At 58.4% G+C, this 20,995-nt stretch carries 14 protein-coding genes; 5 read left to right on the top strand and 9 right to left on the bottom strand.

The window, feature by feature from the left end; all coding sequences use genetic code 11:
• Positions 1 to 47 precede the first annotated feature (47 nt).
• The 3 genes from H6G07_RS17460 (at position 48) to H6G07_RS17450 (ending at position 5,239) form a co-directional block, all read left to right on the top strand.
• Positions 48 to 3,038, top strand: coding sequence for a chemotaxis protein CheB (locus H6G07_RS17460; protein ID WP_073609247.1), 2,991 nt, complete (start codon positions 48 to 50; stop codon positions 3,036 to 3,038).
• A gap of 423 nt (positions 3,039 to 3,461) precedes the next feature.
• Positions 3,462 to 4,145 (top strand): PAS domain-containing protein, encoded by a 684-nt coding sequence (locus H6G07_RS17455; RefSeq protein ID WP_073609246.1) that lies wholly within the window; start codon positions 3,462 to 3,464, stop codon positions 4,143 to 4,145.
• Positions 4,146 to 4,150: 5 nt separating this feature from the next.
• Entirely contained in the window at positions 4,151 to 5,239 is a 1,089-nt protein-coding gene (locus H6G07_RS17450) for a sensor domain-containing diguanylate cyclase (protein ID WP_073609245.1), read from the top strand.
• A 217-nt stretch (positions 5,240 to 5,456) separates the two neighbouring features.
• Here H6G07_RS17450 and clpB read toward each other — a convergent pair whose 3' ends face one another.
• From clpB to uvrC, 7 genes are all read right to left on the bottom strand, one after another.
• The gene (gene clpB, locus H6G07_RS17445; protein WP_073609244.1) at positions 5,457 to 8,141 is read right to left on the bottom strand and encodes an ATP-dependent chaperone ClpB; all 2,685 of its coding nucleotides are present in this window, start codon (positions 8,139 to 8,141) and stop codon (positions 5,457 to 5,459) included.
• Between the two features lie 219 nt (positions 8,142 to 8,360).
• Positions 8,361 to 9,953: a diguanylate cyclase domain-containing protein gene (locus H6G07_RS17440; protein WP_073609243.1), complete on the bottom strand. Its 1,593-nt coding sequence runs from the start codon at positions 9,951 to 9,953 to the stop codon at positions 8,361 to 8,363.
• Complete coding sequence (locus H6G07_RS17435) at positions 9,946 to 10,770, bottom strand: alpha/beta fold hydrolase (RefSeq protein ID WP_073609242.1); 825 nt, start codon at positions 10,768 to 10,770, stop codon at positions 9,946 to 9,948. The genes H6G07_RS17440 and H6G07_RS17435 overlap by 8 nt, the downstream gene beginning before the upstream one ends.
• Before the next feature lie 406 nt (positions 10,771 to 11,176).
• Positions 11,177 to 12,205 (bottom strand): ABC transporter permease, encoded by a 1,029-nt coding sequence (locus H6G07_RS17430; RefSeq protein ID WP_073609241.1) that lies wholly within the window; start codon positions 12,203 to 12,205, stop codon positions 11,177 to 11,179.
• Positions 12,206 to 12,404: 199 nt separating this feature from the next.
• On the bottom strand, positions 12,405 to 14,072 hold the full coding sequence (locus tag H6G07_RS17425) for an ABC transporter substrate-binding protein (RefSeq protein ID WP_084173256.1): 1,668 nt from the start codon (positions 14,070 to 14,072) through the stop codon (positions 12,405 to 12,407).
• 139 nt (positions 14,073 to 14,211) lie between these two features.
• Positions 14,212 to 14,691, bottom strand: coding sequence for an ABA4-like family protein (locus H6G07_RS17420; protein WP_073609239.1), 480 nt, complete (start codon positions 14,689 to 14,691; stop codon positions 14,212 to 14,214).
• Between the two features lie 190 nt (positions 14,692 to 14,881).
• Complete coding sequence (gene uvrC / locus H6G07_RS17415) at positions 14,882 to 16,780, bottom strand: excinuclease ABC subunit UvrC (RefSeq protein ID WP_073609238.1); 1,899 nt, start codon at positions 16,778 to 16,780, stop codon at positions 14,882 to 14,884.
• A 310-nt stretch (positions 16,781 to 17,090) separates the two neighbouring features.
• Between uvrC and H6G07_RS17410 the strand changes: the two genes are divergently transcribed.
• Positions 17,091 to 17,291 (top strand): hypothetical protein, encoded by a 201-nt coding sequence (locus H6G07_RS17410; RefSeq protein ID WP_073609237.1) that lies wholly within the window; start codon positions 17,091 to 17,093, stop codon positions 17,289 to 17,291.
• Positions 17,292 to 17,315: 24 nt separating this feature from the next.
• Here H6G07_RS17410 and H6G07_RS17405 read toward each other — a convergent pair whose 3' ends face one another.
• Both H6G07_RS17405 and H6G07_RS17400 read right to left on the bottom strand, forming a co-directional pair.
• Positions 17,316 to 17,720 (bottom strand): response regulator, encoded by a 405-nt coding sequence (locus H6G07_RS17405; protein ID WP_073609236.1) that lies wholly within the window; start codon positions 17,718 to 17,720, stop codon positions 17,316 to 17,318.
• A 269-nt stretch (positions 17,721 to 17,989) separates the two neighbouring features.
• Entirely contained in the window at positions 17,990 to 19,153 is a 1,164-nt protein-coding gene (locus tag H6G07_RS17400; protein ID WP_073609235.1) for an LL-diaminopimelate aminotransferase, read from the bottom strand.
• A 247-nt stretch (positions 19,154 to 19,400) separates the two neighbouring features.
• Between H6G07_RS17400 and H6G07_RS17395 the strand changes: the two genes are divergently transcribed.
• On the top strand, positions 19,401 to 20,951 hold the full coding sequence (locus H6G07_RS17395) for a GGDEF domain-containing protein (RefSeq protein WP_171973035.1): 1,551 nt from the start codon (positions 19,401 to 19,403) through the stop codon (positions 20,949 to 20,951).
• The last annotated feature ends 44 nt before the right edge of the window (positions 20,952 to 20,995 follow it).

Raw genomic sequence — 20,995 nt, 5'->3', positions numbered from 1 at the left:
CTAGACTGGCTCAGCGCAGATGGTTTAGGCCGTGATTCACCCCGGATATGACGCTCCCGCCACCCGCTTCCGCCGATGACGCTCCTGCAATCCCTGCCCAGCCCGAGGAAATGTTTCCGGTGGTGGCGATTGGGGCATCGGCAGGGGGGCTAGAGGCGTTTACTCAGCTGATCAGCCATTTGCCCACCACTACGGGCATGGCCTTTGTGCTGTTGCAGCATTTAGACCCCAACCAGCCCAGCCTGCTGAGCGAGATCATGGGCCGCACCACCGAGATGCCGGTGCTGGAGGTGTTAGATGGGGTGGCGATCGCCCCCAACCACGTCTACGTCATTCCCCACAATACGGCGATGACCATTGTGGGGGGCGAGCTGCGGCTGCAACCCCGACCGCGATCGCGCACCGGCAGCCACGTTATTGACAATTTTTTTAACGCCCTGGCCGAGGAGCGGGGTACCAAAGCCATTGGCGTGGTGCTCTCGGGGGCAGATGCCGACGGCACTCTGGGTCTAGAGGCGATTAAGGCGGCGGGGGGCATCACCTTTGCGCAGTTGGAGACATCGGCACAATTTAGCAGCATGCCCCACATGGCGATCGCCACCGGGCAGATCGACTTTATTCAAACGCCAGAAGAAATTGCCCAGACCCTAGCTAGCCTCAGCGCCCACCCCTACATCACCAGCCCCAACCCAGCAGACCCTGTGGCCGTGCCCCAGGAGAAAGTTGCAAGCGACACCGGGCTAGACACCATTCTCACCCTGCTGAAGCGGGCCACCAAAATTGACTTTGCCCAGTACAAACCCAACACCGTCAAGCGGCGCATCTCTCGCCGCATGGCTCTGCACCACCTAGAGAGCCTGGAGAGCTACAGTCAGTACCTTCAGGCCAACCCCGAGGAGGTGCAGGCCCTGCACCAGGAAATTTTGATTGGCGTAACCAGCTTCTTTCGCGATGGAGACGTGTTTACAGCCCTGGAGCAGACGGTGTTTCCGGCGCTGTTGAGAAATAGACAACGGCTGGCCCAAGCCGATCAAGGCAACCCCGACCTGCCCCTGCGCATTTGGGTGGCGGGCTGCTCGACTGGCGAAGAGGCCTATTCCATTGCCATTTGCCTGCTGGAGTATCTCAGCCGCCACAGCGTCAGCCCGCCAATTCAAATTTTTGCCACTGATGTTAGCAAGCTGGCGATTGAAGTGGCTCGCATGGGCTGGTACTCGCCCGTGCAGGTGAGCGACGTGTCGCCAGAACGGTTGCAGCGGTTTTTTGTGCCCACCGACGGCGGCTACCAGATCAACAAGGTGGTGCGAGAGCTGTGCATCTTTGCCTGCCACAATCTGATCACCGATCCGCCCTTTTCACGCCTAGATTTAATCAGCTGCCGCAATGTGCTGATTTACTTTAGGACGTCTTTGCAGAGCAAGGTGCTGCCCATGTTTCACTACGGCCTCAAGCCCAGCGGTTTTTTGCTGCTGGGGTCGTCGGAGACAACGGGGGAGTTTAGCCACCTGTTTTCGTTGGTCGACAGCCACTACAAACTCTACGCCAAACAGTCGGTGTCGCTGCCTTTGAACTTTGACTTTGACCCCACCCCCTACATCCCCAGCCCCCAGTCCCCTATGCCCGACCCACCCCCAGAGCGTAGCCAAACCATTGACCTCTACGCCCTGGCCGACCAAACCGTGCTCAACCGCTACGGCCCAGCGGGGGTATTGGTGAATGACCGGCTGGAGATCTTGCAGTTTCGCGGGCAGACGGGGGCTTATCTAGAGCCTGCCCCCGGTCGCGCCAGCCTCAATTTGCTCACCATGGCGAAGGAGGGGCTGCGGATCGACCTGCGCACGGCCTTCTACCAGGCCCAGCAAACTAGCCAGGCGGTGCAGCGGCGATCGCTGCTGATCGAAGGGGGCGATCGCCGCCCGGTGCAGATTGAGGTTGTGCCCCTCATGCCACAGCCTGCTGGCAAAGCTTACTCCCTGGTGTTTTTCACCGATGTGGTGCCAGACGGCACCGCCGCCGAGGCCGCCCTCCCTGTCTCCGATTTGGAGAATCAGTACTGGCAAGAAAATCTCGCCCTCCAGCAGGATCTCGACACCACGCGATCGCACCTGCAATCGATCATTCAAGAGCAGGAGGCCACCAACCAAGATCTGCGGGCCGCTAACGAAGAAGTTCTCTCCAGTAACGAAGAACTCCAGAGCACCAACGAAGAGCTGCAAACCGCCAAAGAAGAAATTCAGGCCACCAACGAAGAACTCAGCACCATCAATGACGAGCTCTACCGCCGCAATGCCGAAACCACCCGCATCAGCGACGACTTTCAAAACCTGCTCAGCAGCATCCACATTCCTATTCTAATGTTGGAGGACGACCTCAGAATTCGCCGCTTTACCCCCACCGCAGCCGCCCTGTTCAATCTGATTCCCGGCGATGTGGGCCGTCCCCTGGGCGACATCAACCACCGCCTGGTCATCGCCGACCTCGAAGCCCGCATCCTAGCAGTGATCAATACCCTAGAGCAGAGCAGCCAGGAAGTGCAGGATCAGGAGGGCCGCTGGTACGACCTGCGCATTCGCCCCTACCGCACCCTCGACAACCGCATCGATGGGGCGGTGGTGGTGCTGGTGGATATTGACAGCCTCAAGCGCAGCGCCAACCAGCTCAGCCAGGCCCGCGACTACGCCGACGCCATTGTGCAGACCGTGCGCGAGGCCCTAGTGGTGCTCACCCACGACCTGCGGGTGGTGACGGCAAATCGGCAGTTTTATCAGACCTTTCAAGTCAGTCCCAGCGACACCGAGGGGCAATTGATTTTTGATCTGGGTAACGGCCAGTGGGATATCCCTCAGCTGCGATCGCTGCTCCACGACCTGCTGCCCCAAAACATGCAGATCGACGACTTTGAAGTGGTGCACAACTTCGAAACCATTGGCCTCCAAACGATGTGGCTCAACGCCCGCAAAATGACCCAGCCCAACGGCGACGATTTAGTTTTATTGGCGATTGAAACTATGTCTGATCGTGCCGCCAGTGGAGAATAGATGAGAATGGTTTGATTGAAAATGTGGAACGTATAGGCAATCGCCAATGGAGGTCGAATGACAGCAAAATTAATGTGGCGATATGCAATTTAGAATATAGGTCCACCAGAGCAGGCCACATCCCAAAAACAGGATTTCTTCAAAGCAAATCTGACCTAATCTAGGCTCAAAAATAGAGCTTTGCCTAGGAGAAATCTAGAGCCTGAGCTGGGCTGGCGATCGCCAAAAAACCATCATAAACGCCTGATTTTATGACTGATAGGGAAGGCAAGCTCACTCTATCGGAGGTTATATTCAGCAAAATATTTTGGTACGATAACGAGCAAAAGCAAGCGCCTTGTAGACTGAAATTAAACCTTTGAGGAAGGTGTCGCTAGCTACATTTTGTTCGGGATGATCCACCATCCCTAGGAAGACTGACCCATGAGTATCTCTCATCAAATCGAAGCAGTCTACCAACGCGCCCTCAGGCTGCGCGAGCAGGCCACTACCAACCCGATTGACCCCACTCTGCTAGAGCTGGCCCTTAAAGACCTATACCTCGTGCTTGAAGAGCTACAGGCCGTAGATACGGAGCTGCATGAGCAAAACCAGATACTCAACGACACCCGGGTTCAGGTTGACCTTGAGCGCCAGCGCTATCGCACCCTGTTTGAGCTGGCCCCCGATGGCTATTTAGTTACCGATGCAACGGGCAAAATTTATCACGCTAACCGGGCAGCAGAGATATTGTTTGCCCAGCCCCAGGCCGGGCTGGTGGGCAAACCGCTGATGGTGCTGATCGAGCAGGGTGACTGGTCAGAGTTTCAGCGGCGGCTGGCTCAGCCCAACCCTGCCAAGCCCTGGGAAGTCACCCTCAAATCGCGGCAGGGGGAGCCGATTACGGTGGCGATCGCCACTAACTTCCTCAAAGACAGCGGCCCAGGGGCCACTACCATTCTTTGGTCGCTGCGAGATATTTCTCAGCAGCGCCGCATAGAGCAGCAGCTCCAGGCGGCCCAGGCCGATCTTCAAGATCTAGTCGTGGCCCGCACCGCAGACCTCATGCAGGCCAACGCCCAACTGCTTCAAGATCTCAGCGACTACCGTCAGGGCAGGCCGCAGTGAATATTATGCTTAAGCGCATTGATGCTGTACAGCAGCGCGCCTTGCTACTGCACCAGCACGCCAGCACGTCGCCCATTAAACCCGAGCTGCTGGCCCTGGCCCTAGATGACCTTAGCCTAGTGCTCGAAGAGCTGCGCACCGCCCACGAAGAGCTAATTCAGCAAAATCAGGCTCTGGCTGACTACCGCCAGCAGCTAGAGACCGAGCGCCAGCGCTACCAAGACCTGTTTAACCTTGCCCCCGATGGCTACTTGGTGAGCGACGCCAAGGGCATCATTCAGGCGGGCAATGTGGCGATCGCCGCCCTGCTGCGTCTGCCCCAGGCGTCGCTGGTGGGCAAACCCATGGTGCTGTTGCTACCGATCAAGCACCGCCGCGCCCTCTACGCCATGCTGGCCCAGATCACTGGCACAACCCCACTGCCCATCAAAACTTGGGAAACCCAGATTGTGCTCCGAGAGGGCACGGCCATCGATGTTGCCATTACAGTTTCCGCTAGCCGTGAGGGCGGTGAAGCCCGCCTGCGCTGGCTGGTGCGCGACATCACCGAAAAAAAGCAGGCCGAGGCCAAAATTCACCACCAAGCCTTCTACGACCGGCTCACCGGGCTGCCCAACCGTGCCTTTCTCGACACCTATCTGCCCAAGGTGCTGGCCCAGGCCGAGCGCCAACAAACTCAGGTAGCAGTGGCCTTTTTAGACCTCGACAAATTCAAAGATATCAACGACAGCCTGGGCCACGAGGTCGGCGACCAAATGCTGCACCAGGTGGCTCAGCGCCTAGCCCACTGCCTGCGCAGCGAAGACCTGCTAGTGCGCTGGGGCGGTGATGAGTTTGTTTTGGTGCTCTCTCGGCTAACTGATGCAGATTCGGTGGGGCGCACCTGCGATCGCATTTTAGAGAGCCTGCGACCCACCTTCGCGATCGATGACCATCAGCTACACATTGGCACTAGCGTCGGCATCGCCCTTTTTCCGCAGGATGGCCCCGACCCCACCACCCTGCTGCGCTATGCCGACCAGGCTCTCTACCAGGCCAAAAACCAGGGCCGCAATACCTACCGTTTCTATCAACCGGGGTTGACTATCAGCTGAGCTTTGGGAAGGCCCACGGTCGGTAAACGGTGTCCCCTGTGCCCCGGTGGGTGAGGGCAGGCAATCTGCCGCGATCGCCCAGAACTGCGCCATCGCGCCTACTACCGCTGCGATCGCTGCAACCGGCTCGCGGCGCGGCCTGACCGCTTTCTCCCATTCCAGGCCAAAAAAGCCGAGTACGACCTGCACCATAACCCCGCCTAGGGTGCAGATGGGGCTAACCCACCACCGACTCTACTTTGGCGGCTTCATCCTCTGTCGCCGCTAGCACCTCGGGGGCGGCGGGTTCGCGGTGGTCAAACTCCAGCTTGCCGTTCTGCAAACTCACGGTGATGGTCGCGCCCTGGGCAAAGGTGGTCTCTAGAATCTTGGTGGCGATCGGGTTCTCTAGCAGCCGCTGGATGGCCCGCTTGAGGGGACGGGCACCGTACACTGGGTCATAGCCGCTCTCGGCGATGAAGTCGATCGCCGGATCGGCAATCTCCAGGCCAATGGTCTGGTCAGCTAATCGGCGCTGCACCCGGCGAATTTGCAGGGCCACAATCTTGCGCAGCTCGCTCTTGCGCAGCGAGTGGAACAGAATCAGATCATCCACCCGGTTGAGGAACTCGGGGCGAAACTGTTTTTGCAGCGCCTTGAGCACCTGAACGCGCATTTCGTCGTAGCGATCGTCGTCGCCCGCCAGCTCTAAAATGTGGTCGCTGCCCAGGTTGCTGGTCATGATCACCACGGTGTTGCGAAAGTCGACCCGGTGGCCCTGGGAGTCGGTGATGCGACCGTCGTCGAGCACCTGTAAGAGAATGTTGAACACGTCGGGGTGGGCTTTCTCGACCTCATCGAGCAGCACCACTGAGTAGGGGTGGCGACGCACCGCCTCGGAGAGCTGACCGCCGTCCTCGTAGCCGACGTAGCCAGGGGGTGCCCCCACCAGCCGCGACACGGCGTTTTTCTCCATGTACTCTGACATGTCGATGCGAATCAGCGCGTCTTCGGTGTCGAAGAGAAACTCTGCCAGGGCGCGGGCCAGCTCGGTCTTACCCACCCCGGTCGGCCCCATAAACAGGAAGGAACCCAAGGGACGGCCCTGGTCGTTCATGCCGGCGCGGGCGCGGCGAATGGCGGCGGCCACGGCCTCCACCGCTTCGTCTTGACCAATCACCCGCTCGTGCAGATGGCCTTCGAGCTGGAGCAGCTTTTGCCGCTCTGACTCCATCAGTCGATTGACGGGGATGCCCGTCCATTTGGCGACGATTTCGGCGATGTCGGCCTCGGTGACCTGTTCGCGCAACAGGGTATTGCCCTGGGCCTGCACTTCGACCAGCTGGGCCTCTAGGGTTTCGCGATCGCGCTGAATCTTCTCCAGACTGTCGTACTTGAGTTTGGCGGCCTTGTTGAGGTCATAGGCCCGTTCGGCCTGCTCAATCTGTAGGCGAATTTGGTCTTCTTCGTCTTTGAGGGCATGAATGGCGTCGAGGGCCTGCTTTTCGCTCTGCCACTGGCCGCTAAAGGACTGCTGCTTGGCCTGGAGTTCGGTAATCTCTTGCTCGATGCGGCTGAGACGCTGGCGCGAGGCCTTGGTCATGGAGCCGTTTTCGGCCTCCAGGGAGAGCTTTTCCATCTCGATCTGCATGAGGCGGCGCTCGATGCCCTCCAGCTCCTCGGGTTTGGAGGTAATCTCCATCTTGAGCTTGGCGGCGGCTTCGTCAACCAGGTCGATGGCTTTGTCGGGCAGAAAGCGATCGGCAATGTAGCGGTCAGAGAGCACTGCCGCCGCCACCAGGGCGCTGTCAGCAATATCGACGCCGTGGTACGACTCGTAGCGCTTTTTCAGCCCCCGCAAAATGGAGATAGTGTCTTCGGCGCTGGGCTGACCGATGTACACCTGCTGAAAGCGACGCTCTAGGGCGGCGTCTTTTTCGATGTGCTTGCGGTATTCGTCGAGGGTGGTGGCCCCTATGCAGCGCAGTTCGCCCCGCGCCAGCATCGGCTTGAGCAGGTTGCTGGCATCCATGGTGCCCTGGCCCGCTCCGGCTCCGACCACCGTGTGCAGCTCATCAATAAACAGCACCACCTGCCCGGCGGAGTCGGTAACTTCCTTGAGCACCAGCCGCAGCCGTTCTTCAAACTCGCCGCGAAACTTGGCTCCGGCAATTAGCCCGCCGATGTCGAGGGAAATCAGCGTGCGCCCCTTAAGCGATTCGGGCACCTCGCCGTTGATGATGCGCTGGGCCAGAGCTTCGGCGATCGCCGTCTTGCCCACCCCCGGTTCGCCAATCACCACGGGATTGTTTTTCGTGCGCCGCGACAGCACCTGAATCACGCGGCGGATCTCGTCGTCACGACCAATTACGGGGTCGAGCTTGCCGTCGCGGGCGAGCTGGGTGAGGTCGATGCCAAATTTCTCTAGGGCGTCGTACTGCGACTCAGGATTTTGGTCGGTGACTTTTTGACTGCCGCGCACCGCCTGTACTGCCGCCATCAGTTCGGGGCCTTCCACATTAAAGCCCCGCAGTAGCCGACGGCCAATGCGCTCATCCTCCTGAAAACCCAGCAGCAGGTGCTCGACCGAGATGAATTTGTCTTTGAGGGTTTGGCGCGCCGCCTCGGCCTGATCGAGCATGCGATCGAGGCTCTGGCCCAGGTAGAGGTTGCTGTCAACACCGGGGCGCACGCGGGCCTGGCGCTGGGCAAATTTCTCTAGATCGTCGAGAATTTGGTCGCTGTCGAGGTTGGCCTTGTCGAGGATCTTGTGGGCCAGCCCGTCTTCTTCTTGATCGAGCAGCGCGATCAGCACGTGCTCGACCTCCATATATTGATGTTTGCAGCGGCGAGCCACGTCCTGGGCCTCAACGATGGCATCCCAGGCTTTGGCGGTAAACTGATCCGGATCGGTTGGCTGCATAATCTCCGTGGGCGGGCAGGCGTGCGCTTTGCTTTTTGTAACGGTTGGACGTTCAGTATATCAGTTGGGCGCTGGGCTGGCTGGGCGGCCTTCTGAGGGCAGCATAGAGGGATTGCCCGCTACAAACTGTTCAGCCCGCTGCTCCTGGCTCTCTAACTCTCCTAGGACAACGCAGGGGGGTCTAAAAGCTAACTCCAGGGGCGGCAGGGCAGACTTCGATTAGGGGCGAGACATCGTCCGGTCAAACACCACCGAACGATTGCGTCCCTGCCGCTTGGCTTGGTAGAGGGCCTGGTCTGCCTGTTGAACGAGCACCGTAGAGGTTAGTTTCTGAGAGGGGATGAGGGTACTGATGCCTAAACTAATTGTAATCTGGGAACCCACTGCTGAGGCCTGGTGAGCAATGGCTAAGGCCGCGATCGCCTGATGGATGTGGCGTGCCACTGCGATCGCCCCTTGCCGAATGGTGTTGGGCAAAATGATCACAAACTCTTCGCCGCCGTAGCGCGCCAGCAGATCGGTGGGGCGACCCAATACTTTTTGAGCGGCCTGGGCAAGGGCGTAGAGGCAATCATCGCCCGACTGATGGCCGTAGGTATCGTTGTAGCACTTGAAATAGTCGACATCAAACAGCAGCAGGGAGAGGGGTAGGCGATCGCGCCTCAGACGCGCCCACTCTTGCTCTAGGCGATCGCTAAAGCGGCGACGATTGGCAATTTGAGTCAGCGGATCGATGTGGGCCATCTGCTCTAGCAGCCCTGTGGCCCGTTGCAGTTCAGCGTTGGCCTGGGTCAGGCGCACCTCGGCGAGCTGGCGCTCTTGCAGTTCGCTCTGTAGCTGTTTAACCAAATCGGCCTGGTGAATGGCGATCGCTAGCTGCGCCGCAATGTCTTCTACCAGTTCGACCTCTACCCCCTGCCAGTAGCGCGGCCCGGAGCATTGGTGAATCACAATTAGCCCCCAAAGATCGGTTCCCTTTTGCAGGGGCACCACCAGGCTGGCCTGCACCTGAAACTGGCTAAAGAGCTGGCTGTGCTCGTCCAACAGCCTCATTTCGTGAAGATCTCTAATGGCCAGGGTGCCAGCGTTGTGGCGAATGCCCCGGTAGTGATCGCCAAACCCCTGGTGCGGCACCTGGGTCACCATGACCGCATCCACCCCTGGGGCCACCGCCTCCGACACAAAACTACCGCCCGCCGCCCCATCGGGAGCGAAGCGATAGATGCCCACCCGATCCGCCGCTAAGCACTGGCGAACTTCCTGGGCCGCGACGGCAAAAATTTGCGTTAGTTCAAGGGATTCTCGAATGTGCTGGGTAATTTGTCCCAGGGCTACGGCCCGCTCGTACTGATGTTTGAGGGTGGCCTCGGCCTGCTTTTGGGCGCTAATCGCGGCTTCGGCCTGCTTTTTGGCCCGCAAAATCTCGTCTTCGTACTGCATGCGCTGGCGAATGGGAATCACCACACAGTCGTTGATGGCGTCTCCCTGGCGCTGCCGCCGCACCCCGTTGGCCAAAATGGGAATGTCTTGCCCCGATCGCGATCGCAGGGAAAAGTAAATTTCGCTCACCGCCCCCTGCACCCGCAGCATGGGAAACACGTGGGTTTGATAAAAAATGCGGCTGGCCAAGGGCAAAATAGCGACAATGTTTTGACCCTGTAGCGCCTCCCAGCCCAGCAGCGTCAGTAGTGTGGCATTGGCGTACTCAATCACGCCGTCGTCGCGCACCGACAAAAGTCCGCAGGGAGCCTGGTCGAGCAGGGGGCCGGTGCCCTGGGGCGCAGACCTTGGGGTAGAACTCCGGTTAACCATAGGCCGAACCCAGACTGGCCGCCTCCAAATAGGTTTTTATCCGCTGAACGGTTTCGTCGGGATGGCTCATGTGGGGGCAGTGGCCCGTGGCCTCCATCAGGGCCAGGGTGCTGTGGGGCAAGTGCTGATGCAGGTATCGCCCTACCTCGGTGGGGGCGATCGCATCGTCTTTGCACTGCAAAATCAGGGAGGGTACCGGTGCTCTGGCCAAATCGTCGCGGTTATCGCCGTAGAAGGTAGCTCTGGCAAACCGCGTGGCAATGGCGGGGTCGGTCGAGCAAAAACTCTCCTCTAGCTCTTGGGTGAGCTGGGGTCGATCGGCGTTCTGCATTACCACTGGGGCTAAAAAGTGCGCCCAGCCAATGTAGTTTTTCTCCATGATGTCGAGCAGTTGGTCAATATCCTGGCGCTCAAAACCGCCGACGTAGGCATCCTCGTTGATATAGCAGGGCGATGGGCCAATCATCACCAGCCGCTCAAAGCGCTCGGGGGCGGCGATCGCCGCCAGCAGACCAATCATGCTGCTCACCGAGTGACCCACAAAGATCGCCTGTTCTAGCTCCAACGCCGCACAGATCTCCAAAACATCCTGGGCATAGCCCTGAAGGTGGCTGTACCGCAGCGGATCGTAGGTGGCCAAGTCTGACTGGCCAAATCCCACATAGTCAAACAAAACCAGCCGATAGTCGGCGGCAAAGGCAGGGGCCACAAACCGCCACATCTTTTGATCGCAGCCAAAGCCGTGGGCCATCACCAAAGGTCGCTGCCCTTGGCCCATAACCTTGACGTTGTTTCGGCTTAAAACATCCACTGGCATGGTCTACCTTTGCGCTGAACCCCCGTATCTGGTTAGCGTGCCCAATTGCCAAAGCGCAAAAGAAGACGCATCAATCTCTAAACCTGACTTTAGAAGACGTTAACTAGCGTTGTTTTTCTCAACAATTGGTTACCAACTTTATGGCCAAGGGCATTAAAAAATACGCCCTCACTTCACTGCCGCACCTTGCTACTCCTAGGCTACACCTCGTATTGCCGAATGGGGTAGTAGGCTCAAAAGGGGGGCAGCAAAAAGGCGAAGATAGAAGAGCGAAAAGTGAAAAGAATGCTTAGTGGTTTAAGTTCCGGCATTTTGGCCTGCCTTAATTTAGAGCTTTGCTCTTTTGAAGGGTTGCGATCGCAGCCATGCCATTCAGGTATCTAGGCAAATAGCTGAACCAGCCCGCTCAGTAACGAATGCGGGGGTCAATATAGGCATTCAAAATATCGATCGCAATGCTGATCACCGCCACAATCATGGCGAAAAACACCATTAGCCCCTGCACCACTGGGTAGTCGCGCTGGGAGATCGCCTCGTAAAGGCGGTTGGCTAGCCCCGGCCACGAAAACGTCACCTCCGTGAGCACCGCGCCCCCCAGCATGGAGGCAAAGGTCAGCCCCAAAATCGTAATCACCGGAATCATCGCATTCTTCAGCGCGTGTACCAGCACAATGCGCCGCTCTGGAATGCCCCGCGCCCGCGCCGCCTCCACGTAGTCTGCCGCCAGGGTCTGTTTGAGATTGACCCGCACCATGCGCTCAAACACGCCGCTGATTAAAATCCCTAGGGTGAGGCTAGGCAGGGCCAAGTAGTAGAGCGTGGTAAAGAATGCGCCAAAATCGAGGGTCAGCAGGCTATCGAGCAGGTACAGCCCGGTTGGCCCTGCCGGGGGCGCGGCCCGCAGCGGGTAGCGGGTGCCAATGGGGAACCAGCGCAGCTGCACCGCAAAAATAAGCTGCAAAATCATGCCAAACCAGTACATCGGAATGGCGTAGGTAACGATGCCAAACAGCCGTCCCCCCGCATCCAGCAGCGAATTGGGGCGCGAGGCCGCTAGGGCACCAACGCCGATGCCCACCACCGTGGCGACAATCATGCCGCACACCGTCAGCTCAACCGTGGCCGGAAAGTGTGCCCGAATAATTTGCCACACCGTCTGACCCTGGGTTGCCAGAGAAGATCCCAAATCCAGCCGCAGCAGATCCCCCAGGTAGCTCAAGTATTGAATGAACAAGGGCTGATCTAAGCCAAGCTGCGACCTAAGCGCATCCTTTGCCGCCGCCGGAGCCCGCGCTCCGAGCAGTGCATCGACCGGGTCGCCCGGCGTCGCCCGCAGCAGCAAAAACACCACCGTCGTGATGGTCAAAATCATCAGCGGAGCCAGCAGCAGCCGAGTGAAGATGTAGTAGCGCAGGGCGGCGGAGCGAGAAGACATGGGGAGGGGGTTTAAGCGAGGGTGAGGAGTCAGGAGGGTTAGGGGAGGTGGAGGCGGGAGGAGGATGTATAAGCGGGACGGCTGCCCGCAAGGTGGCGGTGAGGAAGGGGAAGTTCAAAATTCAAAATTTTGAATTTTCAATTTTGAACTTTGAATTCATCTCCCTATCCCCTCATTTACCCCCCTTCCTTGTCTCTCCCTACCCCCGGCTGATCTGCCACAGCAAGAACTGCTGCGTTGGCTCCACGGCTACGCCTTCTACACCGTCCTGGGCGAAGACATAGTCTTTGTTTTGCCACAGAGGGACGTAAGGTACGTCATCGACCATCATCTGCTGGAGGTCGGCGATCGCCTGCTGACGAGCGTCGGGGTCTTGCTCGGCCTGCTGTTTGGCCACAAGCTGATTGGCTTCGGGGCTGTAGTAAAACGAGCCGTTGGCCTGGGAAGGCCCTTCTTCGCAGAGGTTGTTGCTGCCTTTTTCGCAGCTCATAAAGGGTTGAATGAAGGTGTCGGGGTCGTAGTAGTCGGGGTACCAATTGGCCAAAACGATCGGGTAAATGCCTTTGCCCACGTTTTCCCAAAGGGTGGCTCCTTCGGTGTTCTGTACGCTCACCGTCACTAACCCCGGCAGGCCTGCCTCGATCGATTCTTTGAGGGTGTTGGCGACAATGCTGCGGGTGGTAGAGGCTGAGGGATACCAGATTTCTAAAGTTAGTGGCTTGGCCTCTGAGAATCCGGCTTCGGTGAGCAGGGTCTTGGCCTTATCAAAGTCACCGTCGCCGTAAGCGTCTTTGAACACTGGCTTAGCAATGTCAAAGCTGGCGGGAATCAGGCTGTAGAGCGGTTCGGCCTGGCCCTGGAAGACGCGCTCGTTGAGTAGGGGGCGATCGACCATGGCGGCGATCGCCTGGCGCACCTTGACATTGTTCAGTGGCTCAATCTTTTGGTTGAGCGCCATGTAATTGATCACGTTGGTGCCCGCCTCGATCACCTGCCAGCCGCCGGAGTCTTCTTCCCGCTCTAGGGCCGCGACCTGCTCGGGGTCGAGGGTTTGGTAGGCGATGTCGAGACCGCCGGTTCTAAAGGTGTTGTAGAGGTTGGCGGGGCTGGTAAAAATCTGAATGTCGATGCCCTGGTTGGCGGGGGCATCGCCCCAGTAGTCGGGGTTGACGTCGAGTTTGATCGAGTCACTGGTGAAGCCCGACAGCTTGTAGGGGCCGGTGCCGACAAAGCTATCGGGCTTAAAGCTGCCGGTGCCGATCTCGTAGCTCTCGGGTGAAATCGGGGTTACGCCCGAAAAGCTCAGCAGGGCAGGGAATGCCGCAAAGGGGGTTTTGAGGGTCAGGGTAAGCTCATAGTCTCCCGTGGCCTCAGCAGTGGCAATTTTGTCAGACAGTAGGTAGGCAGGGCGACCGCCATTTTCCATAAACCGCTGGATGGAGAAGGCCATCACCTCGGCATTGAAGGGAGTGCCGTCGTGGAGGGTGACATCGTCCCGCAGGGGAATGGTGTAGGTCAGGCTGTCATCGCTGACGTTGGGTAGCTCGGTAGCGAGCTGGGGCACCAGGTTGGTGGTGCCAGGCTCGTAGGTGTAGAGGCGATCGCCTAGGTTATAGAGCAAGATGCCGGGGAAGGTTTCGTAGGCGTCGGCGGGGTCGAGGGTGCGGGCGGTGAGGGTAGTGCCAATGGTAATGCGGCCATCGCCATCACCAGCGGGGGCATCGGCAGCGGGCTGGTTGTTGCCTGCGCAGCCCAGGGCGATCGCAAATACTAGCCCAAACAGCCCCACAAACTGCACTACCCGCCGCCAGGGCTGTCGTGCCCAAATTCCGTTGCCTTTACCCATCCACGACACCAAAGAACTCATCAGGTTTTATCTAACTAACTGGCCAACACTGGGATAGTTGTATCACCCTTTGGGGACTAGGGGGAGTGGGGGAGTGGATGGGTAAGGGGTGGATGGATAGGGGGTGGGGGGTGGATAGGCAGGTTGTTCTCCTTACCCCTCACCCCTCACTCCCTACAGTCTCACTGACTTTGCCGCCTGCAAACCGTTTCCACACTGCGTCTGTAACCAGGTGCGACAGCAGCCCCAGGGGACCAGCAAAGAAACATAGGGCGAGGGAATGGCGGGTGAAGACGCCGCTTTCTTGACCTTGCCAGTAGATCCAGCGACCGACAAATAGGTCAAAGGCGAGAAAGTGAACCCAGCCGGTGGCGGTGACGTGGGGCTGGGCAAAGACCGCTGCCAGGTCGCTCAGGCTGAGGTTGGGGTCGGAGAGGGCTTCGATGCCTTCGACGTTGGTAAAGCTGGTCACGAAGAGAAAGAGGTACAACCCCGCTAGGGCAGCAAAGGGAAGCAGGGAACCCATGACGGTGCGGGTGAGTTTGGTGTTGGGCACCAGTATCATTAGGGTCCAAAAGGGCAACACAAAGAGGTTGGCACCGCTAAACAGCAGCTCTAGCAGATTGGCATCGACGGTCATAGGGGGAGTATTGATTTAGGGGACTGTCCCTAGTGTAAACAGTTCCCGTAGGGTGCATTCGCGCAGCAATGCACCATCCCCTTGAGCTGCTGCGGTTTAAACCTTTGTTCTGCAAATGGGTCTGTAGGCAACCTTCAACTCTGTAGTTGCAGCCCCTTTCCCCATCCTCCTCATCTTCCCCATCACTCCCCTACACCATCTCCTCGATCTCCTCGGCCTGGGGATGAAAGTACTCATAGATCTGCTGCGCTAACTGGGGGCCAATGCCGGGGACAGTGGCGAGCTGTTGGGGGCTGGCTTCGCGGATGTAGTCGATGGAGCGGAAGGCGGCGAGCAGTTCTTTCTGGCGGTGCTGGCCAAGGCCGGGGATTTCGGAGAGGCGCGATCGCCGCATCCGATCCGTCCTCTTCTTGCGGTGAAAGCTGATCGCAAAGCGGTGGGCCTCGTCGCGCAAGCGGCGCAACAATTGTACGCCGGGCTGCTCGGCCTCGGTGGGTAGTGGGATCGATTCGCCGGGCAAAAAGATTTCTTCACGCTTTTTGGCCAGGCTGACGACATTCAAATCCTGGAGCAGGTTGAGTTCCTTCAGTACCTCCACGACAGCGGAGAGCTGGCCTTTGCCGCCGTCGATCATCACCAGATCGGGCCAGTCGGGGTTGCCCAGGCGTTGCTTGGTAGGGTCGGTGGCGTAGCGGCGAAAGCGGCGGCGAATGACCTCGGCCATGCTGGCGAAGTCGTCGGAGTGGCCCGGTTTGACCTCGGGATTCTTAATTTTGTAGTGGCGGTAGTGCTGCTTGGCGGGCATGCCATCGACAAACACCACCTGGGAGGCGACGGCGTCAGACCCTTGAATGTGGGAGATGTCGTAGCCTTCGATGCGCTTGGGCAGGTCGGGCAGGTCGATCGCGATCGCCAGATCCTGCAATGCCTGAATGTTGCGATCGGCGGCGGCCTGGGTGCGGGCTAGCTCATACTGGGCGTTGCGCTCGACCATTTCAATCAGGTCGGCCTTGGTCTGGCGCTGGGGCACTTCCACCGACACCTTGCGGCCCCGCCGCTGGGTGAGATACTGGGTCAGCATGTCGCCCTCGGGCAGCTCGTGCTGGGCGAGAATCAGCGCCGGAATTTCGACCGCTTCCACGGTTTGGTAGTGATCTTCCAGTACTCGCTGGAGAATTTCGCCCGGCGTGCCCGACTCAGCATCGGCGGTGAAGCCCAGGCGGCCCACCAGACGACCGGCCCGCACCTGAAAGATTTGCACGCAGGCGTGTTTGTCGTCGGCAGCCAGGGCGATCGCATCCCTCGACACCGTATCGTCAGACAGGGCCACCTTCTGGTCGGCACAGAGCCGCTCTAAGCCCCGAATCTGATCCCGCAGTCGGGCTGCCAGCTCAAACTTGAGGTCTTCCGCCGCCTTCTCCATTTGGGCAGTAAGAATATCCACCAATTCGGTAGTGCGACCCTGGAACACCATGACGACGCGCTGGAGAGTCTTGTGGTAATCCTCCGGCGAAATTAGCTGCTGGCAGACGCCGGGGCAGCGGCCAATGTCGTAGTTGAGGCAAGGGCGATCGCGGTGCACGGGCTGAGGCCGTTGCCGCAACGGAAATATTCGCTTTACCAGATGCAGGGTGCTGCGCAGCAGGCCCACATCGACATAGGGGCCGTAGTAGCGATCCTTTAGGCTCTTGCGCCGCTTGCGGGTGATAAAAATGCGGGGATAATCTTCTGACCAGGTGACGCAGAGATAGGGGTACTTTTTGTCATCCTTCAGCAGCACGTTGAAGTGGGGCTGGTTCTGCTTGATCAGATTGGCTTCTAGGGCTAGGGCCTCGGCCTCGGTGTCGGTAACGATAAATTCGATATCGACAATCTGCATCACCATCACGGTAATGCGCGGCATGTGGCCGTGAAAGTCGCGAAAGTACGACCTGACCCGGGTGCGCAAACACTTCGACTTGCCAATGTAGAGCGTCTGGTCGCGGCCATCTTTCATAAAGTAGACCCCCGGCTCTTTGGGGATCTCTTTGAGCCGCGTCTCAAGGCGCTCAGGGTCGTTAACTAGGGTAATGGGTTGAACCGAAGTCACAGGCGCTAGGGGCTAAACCTCTGTACTAACCAGGATAGCGGCAATTTCATGCCGCAAAATTCTCTTGGGCAGACGGTTTTCCGCCGCAAAAAGGAGTGATATGTTTGGATGACATGTCAACCCGTTGCCGACTTCAGTATATGTGCGTATTCAAGCAGGTTATTTATATACCTGCTTCACGGGCGCTTGCGATCCCGGACAGAACTGTAAAGATTGATTTTATAAGCGATTCTTTCTGGAAACCTCTCCCCCTTGATGTAGTTAGTATTACATCTTGTTCCTGATCGTTTCTGTCACTAGATCCTGCCCCATGACTCCCCAAGAATTTGAAACGCGCTATCGCGAGCAAATTAGAGACATTCTCAACCAGCTCCAGTCAGCGATGGCGACTTCGTCCCAGCTTGAGCACACGATTACCGATATTGGCGCATCCGTTCAGCTGTTGGGCCGAGATGTAGAGCGCTATTTGGCCGAGCAACAGTCGGGGTCGGGAGGTGGCAGTCTATCGTAGCGTCGGTTCGCGTTTATTGATGGCTCACCCAGGCGATCGCACCACCGTGTGAATCGCCTGGGTGAGCTGCTGAAGGGCAATGGGCTTGACCAGGTACTGCTGTGCCCCCAATGCCAGGGCGCGCTGCTGGTCTTCAGCAAAGGCGTAGCCCGACACAACGATGACGGGCAAATGTTGCCACAGATCAGATGCCCGCAGCTGTTTGAGCAGAGTGTAGCCGTCAATTTCGGGCAGCCCCAGATCGAGCAGTAGCAGATGGGGCTGAAACTCCTTTAAATGCTGTTGCAGGTCTAGCCCGTGGGGCAGCGCCAGCACCCTAAATCCAGAATAGGTGAGGTAATCGGCAAAAAAGAGACGGTTGCCCCGATCGTCTTCTACCACAACGATGCGAAGCTGACCATCAGCAGTGCTGGATGGAGATGTTACCATTACCCTTAGATCCTACCCTGAGAACTGGCCCCACCAGAACCGCAAGTTGTTCTGATTACCCAATGAGTTGCACCCTGGATACTAATGAATGGCGTAGCCCAGCATGAGGTCAAAGCTGGGCAAGTTAATGCAATCCTTATCTCGGTTACTCCATCTTAATCGGTGCTTTACTGGTGGCTTTGATTGCTGTGGTGACTTCTACGGATTTATTTACAGCCATGCTCCGGCCTTAGACACCCATTGTGGCCCCGTTTCTTGCCCTAGGGAACTTATAAGAACTCAGCGATACGGGCGATCGCCCCCTCCAGCACATCCGGCGGATGCACCAGGGCAATGCGCACATAGCCTTCGCCCGCCTTGCCAAAGCCTATGCCAGGGGCCAGGGCAACTCCTGTCTGCTCGACCAGGCGCAGGCAAAATTCTTTGGAGCGATCGCCCCAGGGGTCGGGCAGCTTGGCCCAGAGATACATCGTGGCCTCGGGCTTGGGCACCGCCCAGCCGATGCGATTTAAGGCTGCCGCCGCCGTGTCGCGCCGCTGGCGAAAGGTGGCGACCATGTTGTGAACGGTGTCTTGGGGGCCGGTGAGGGCGGCGATCGCCCCCCGCTGAATGCCGGGATACTGGTTGAAATCGACGTTGGCCTTGATCTGGCGCAGAGCAGCAATGATTGCAGCGTTGCCGATCGCATACCCAACCCGAAAGCCCCCCATGTTGTACGACTTCGACATGGTGAAAAACTCGATGGTGCAGGTCTTGTCGGGGTCAGCCTGGAGGGCCGACACCGCTGGCTTCCCCGTGAAGGTCAGGTCGGCGTAGGGGAAGTCGTGGGCCAGCACCAGGTTGTGCTGCTGGCAAAAGGCCACCGCCTCCTGCCAAAAGTCGAGCGACGCCGTAGCGGTGGTGGGGTTGTGGGGGTAACTCAGCACCATCAGCCGCGACTGCTCCAGCACCGCCGCCGGAATGTCGGCAAAGCGGGGTAAGAAGCCATCCTCGGCGTGCAGGGGCATTGGGTAAATCTGCCCGTTGGCCAGATACACGCCCCCGGCGTGGGAGGGGTAGCCAGGATCCATCAGCAGGGCAAAGTCGCCGGGGTTGAGCACCGCCAGGGGCAGGTGAGCCGTGCCCTCCTGGGAACCGATCAGCAGCAGTACCTCGGTCTCCGGATCGACGGCTACATCAAACTTATTGGTATACCAGTGAGCGGCGGCGACCCGGAATGCTTGGGTGCCCGAAAATAAACAGTAGCCATGGGTGCTGGGATCGTTTAGGGCGGTGGCGATCGCCTCTAGCACGTGGGGCGATGTCGGCAAATCTGACGATCCCAACGACAGATCGACAATCGATTGGCCCGCCGCGCGGGCCGCTGCCTTAGCCCGATCCATATCGGCAAACACGTTGGCCTGTAAGGGCCTCATCCGCTGGGCAATTTGCATGGTGCTGGGAGAGTTAGGTCAGGCTGCCGCTGGTAAAACAGAGTTAATCGGAACGAATTAATCAGGGAACACTCATTATAAAACCTTTGTTTTGCCCTGGTCTCTAGGGCTGGCTGAATCAGCCCTAGTCAAGCGTCACCTCCCCTTGCGCTGAGGTTGGCAACTGAGAACGATCGGCATAATACAGTCATTAGCGATCAGGTCTTCTACAGCTTTAATGCTCTTTTATCCTGGTGGTTTCTCTACCATGCACCAAGTTCAACCTACGTCGTTAGGAGATGCCTACCCAGCCCTGTGCAATTTCTTGCGGCTCGCCTCATTGACCCTGTCTGCTCCCCAGCTAGCGCTAACGGTTCAGGTGGGCGACGACTGGCGCCACGGTGGGGTGATGAATTACGGTCAACTGCCTGCTGCCGCTCTGCGTGAGGTGCTGGCGAGCCAGCCAGTAGACGCAACCGGCCTCAAATGCGATCAGCTTTCCCTCAGCACCCACAGCCAATCGGGCCTACACCCTGAGGTCAGCCCAGTGCCGGTGCTGGTGGGCCGTCTGCACAGCGCCGACTATCGGTATCACTTTACGATTTATGTGCCTGGGCTGGCCGTAGATCAGCTAAGCGAGGTGCAGGTCAAAACCCTTCAGTACCTCACCCAGCAGCTGCTTTTGTGCCTAACGTTAGCCCAGCCTGCTACCCCAGCAACGCTGTCCAAGGTGACGCCCCAACTGGCCGTGAGTGCGTCCCCCGACGGCGTCGATTTTTTATCGCGGGTGGTGGCGCTCAACCCCGGTGGCGCTGTCTACGATCGCATCCAGCACGGCCATCCCCGCTTGGCCGATCTGGTGGCTCAGCTTCAGTCGTGCCTGTCTTACAAACAGTTGGGCCAGCTATTGGGCACCTATTTACCCTATTTTTTCCCGCATCAGTCGGGACGGTTAGTCCTGTTTTCGACCCCGCCTGACAGCTTTACAATACTCACTGAGTGGGGCGATGCGAAGCCTTTAGCCGTGGTAGAGCAGCAATGTTGCTATTCCCAGGAGCAGCTCTTGGCCCCGCCGTCTAGCGTTGGCCAGGAATGCCAGCAGTGCCAGGTCACCCATTGCCCTCAACAGATGACGAAGTGCATTGTGCTCGGCATGATCAATGACACCACCTGCATTGTGCAGCTGGTGCAATCTGAGTCAAACCCCTTTACTTCGATGCAGACGGCGCTGCTGAAAAAGCTGTCGGAGCAAATTTTGTTTGTGATGCAGCGGCTGCTGCTGCTCGAAGATCTGCAAGATCAGGCGCTAAAGGATCCGTTGACGGGGTTGCTCAACCGCCGCCATGCCGAGGCCGTGCTCAACAGCCTGTGTCAGGCTAGCAAACAGCAGAATATCAGCATTATTCTGATCGACATCGACCATTTCAAAGCCATTAACGACACCTACGGCCACCCGGCGGGCGATGCCGTGCTCAAGAATATCGGCATGCTGCTGCGAGGCCACGTGCGCGCTCAGGATATTGTCTGTCGCTACGGCGGTGAAGAATTTTGTATGGTGCTGCTCGACACTACCCCAGAAGTCGCGCTAAAACGAGCCGAGAAAATCCGCCGAGCCGTGAAGTATGTCACCAATTCCTTCAACGGCCAGCCGCTGCCACCGATCACGATTTCTCTGGGTGTGGCAAGCTTTCCCCACCACGGTGAAAACCCCCACACCCTGGTCAATCTGGCCGATAAGGCGCTGTACTGGGCCAAAAACCACGGTCGCGATCGCGCCATCAGCGTTGACCACATGCTCTCTGGGGCTGAGCGCTCTTAAACCCTTAGCACTGGGGCACATTGGGTAGGAGCAGGGGTAAGGTT

The sequence above is a fragment of the Phormidium tenue FACHB-1052 genome (assembly GCF_014696675.1).
Lineage (GTDB): Bacteria > Cyanobacteriota > Cyanobacteriia > Phormidesmidales > Phormidesmidaceae > Nodosilinea > Nodosilinea tenuis_A.
The sequence above is the reverse complement of the archived record's forward strand: the minus strand, read 5'-3'. Positions and strand labels throughout refer to the sequence as shown.

Coding starts and splice junctions, on each gene's coding strand:
- H6G07_RS17400 (WP_073609235.1), bottom strand. CDS start 19,153: ATGCAAATTGCCCAGCGGATGAGGCCCTTACAGGCCAACGTGTTTGCC.
- H6G07_RS17435 (WP_073609242.1), bottom strand. CDS start 10,770: ATGCCAGTGGATGTTTTAAGCCGAAACAACGTCAAGGTTATGGGCCAA.
- H6G07_RS17440 (WP_073609243.1), bottom strand. CDS start 9,953: ATGGTTAACCGGAGTTCTACCCCAAGGTCTGCGCCCCAGGGCACCGGC.
- H6G07_RS17405 (WP_073609236.1), bottom strand. CDS start 17,720: ATGGTAACATCTCCATCCAGCACTGCTGATGGTCAGCTTCGCATCGTT.
- H6G07_RS17460 (WP_073609247.1), top strand. CDS start 48: ATGACGCTCCCGCCACCCGCTTCCGCCGATGACGCTCCTGCAATCCCT.
- H6G07_RS17430 (WP_073609241.1), bottom strand. CDS start 12,205: ATGTCTTCTCGCTCCGCCGCCCTGCGCTACTACATCTTCACTCGGCTG.
- H6G07_RS17450 (WP_073609245.1), top strand. CDS start 4,151: ATGCTTAAGCGCATTGATGCTGTACAGCAGCGCGCCTTGCTACTGCAC.
- H6G07_RS17425 (WP_084173256.1), bottom strand. CDS start 14,072: ATGAGTTCTTTGGTGTCGTGGATGGGTAAAGGCAACGGAATTTGGGCA.
- H6G07_RS17455 (WP_073609246.1), top strand. CDS start 3,462: ATGAGTATCTCTCATCAAATCGAAGCAGTCTACCAACGCGCCCTCAGG.
- H6G07_RS17410 (WP_073609237.1), top strand. CDS start 17,091: ATGACTCCCCAAGAATTTGAAACGCGCTATCGCGAGCAAATTAGAGAC.
- H6G07_RS17395 (WP_171973035.1), top strand. CDS start 19,401: ATGCACCAAGTTCAACCTACGTCGTTAGGAGATGCCTACCCAGCCCTG.
- clpB (WP_073609244.1), bottom strand. CDS start 8,141: ATGCAGCCAACCGATCCGGATCAGTTTACCGCCAAAGCCTGGGATGCC.
- H6G07_RS17420 (WP_073609239.1), bottom strand. CDS start 14,691: ATGACCGTCGATGCCAATCTGCTAGAGCTGCTGTTTAGCGGTGCCAAC.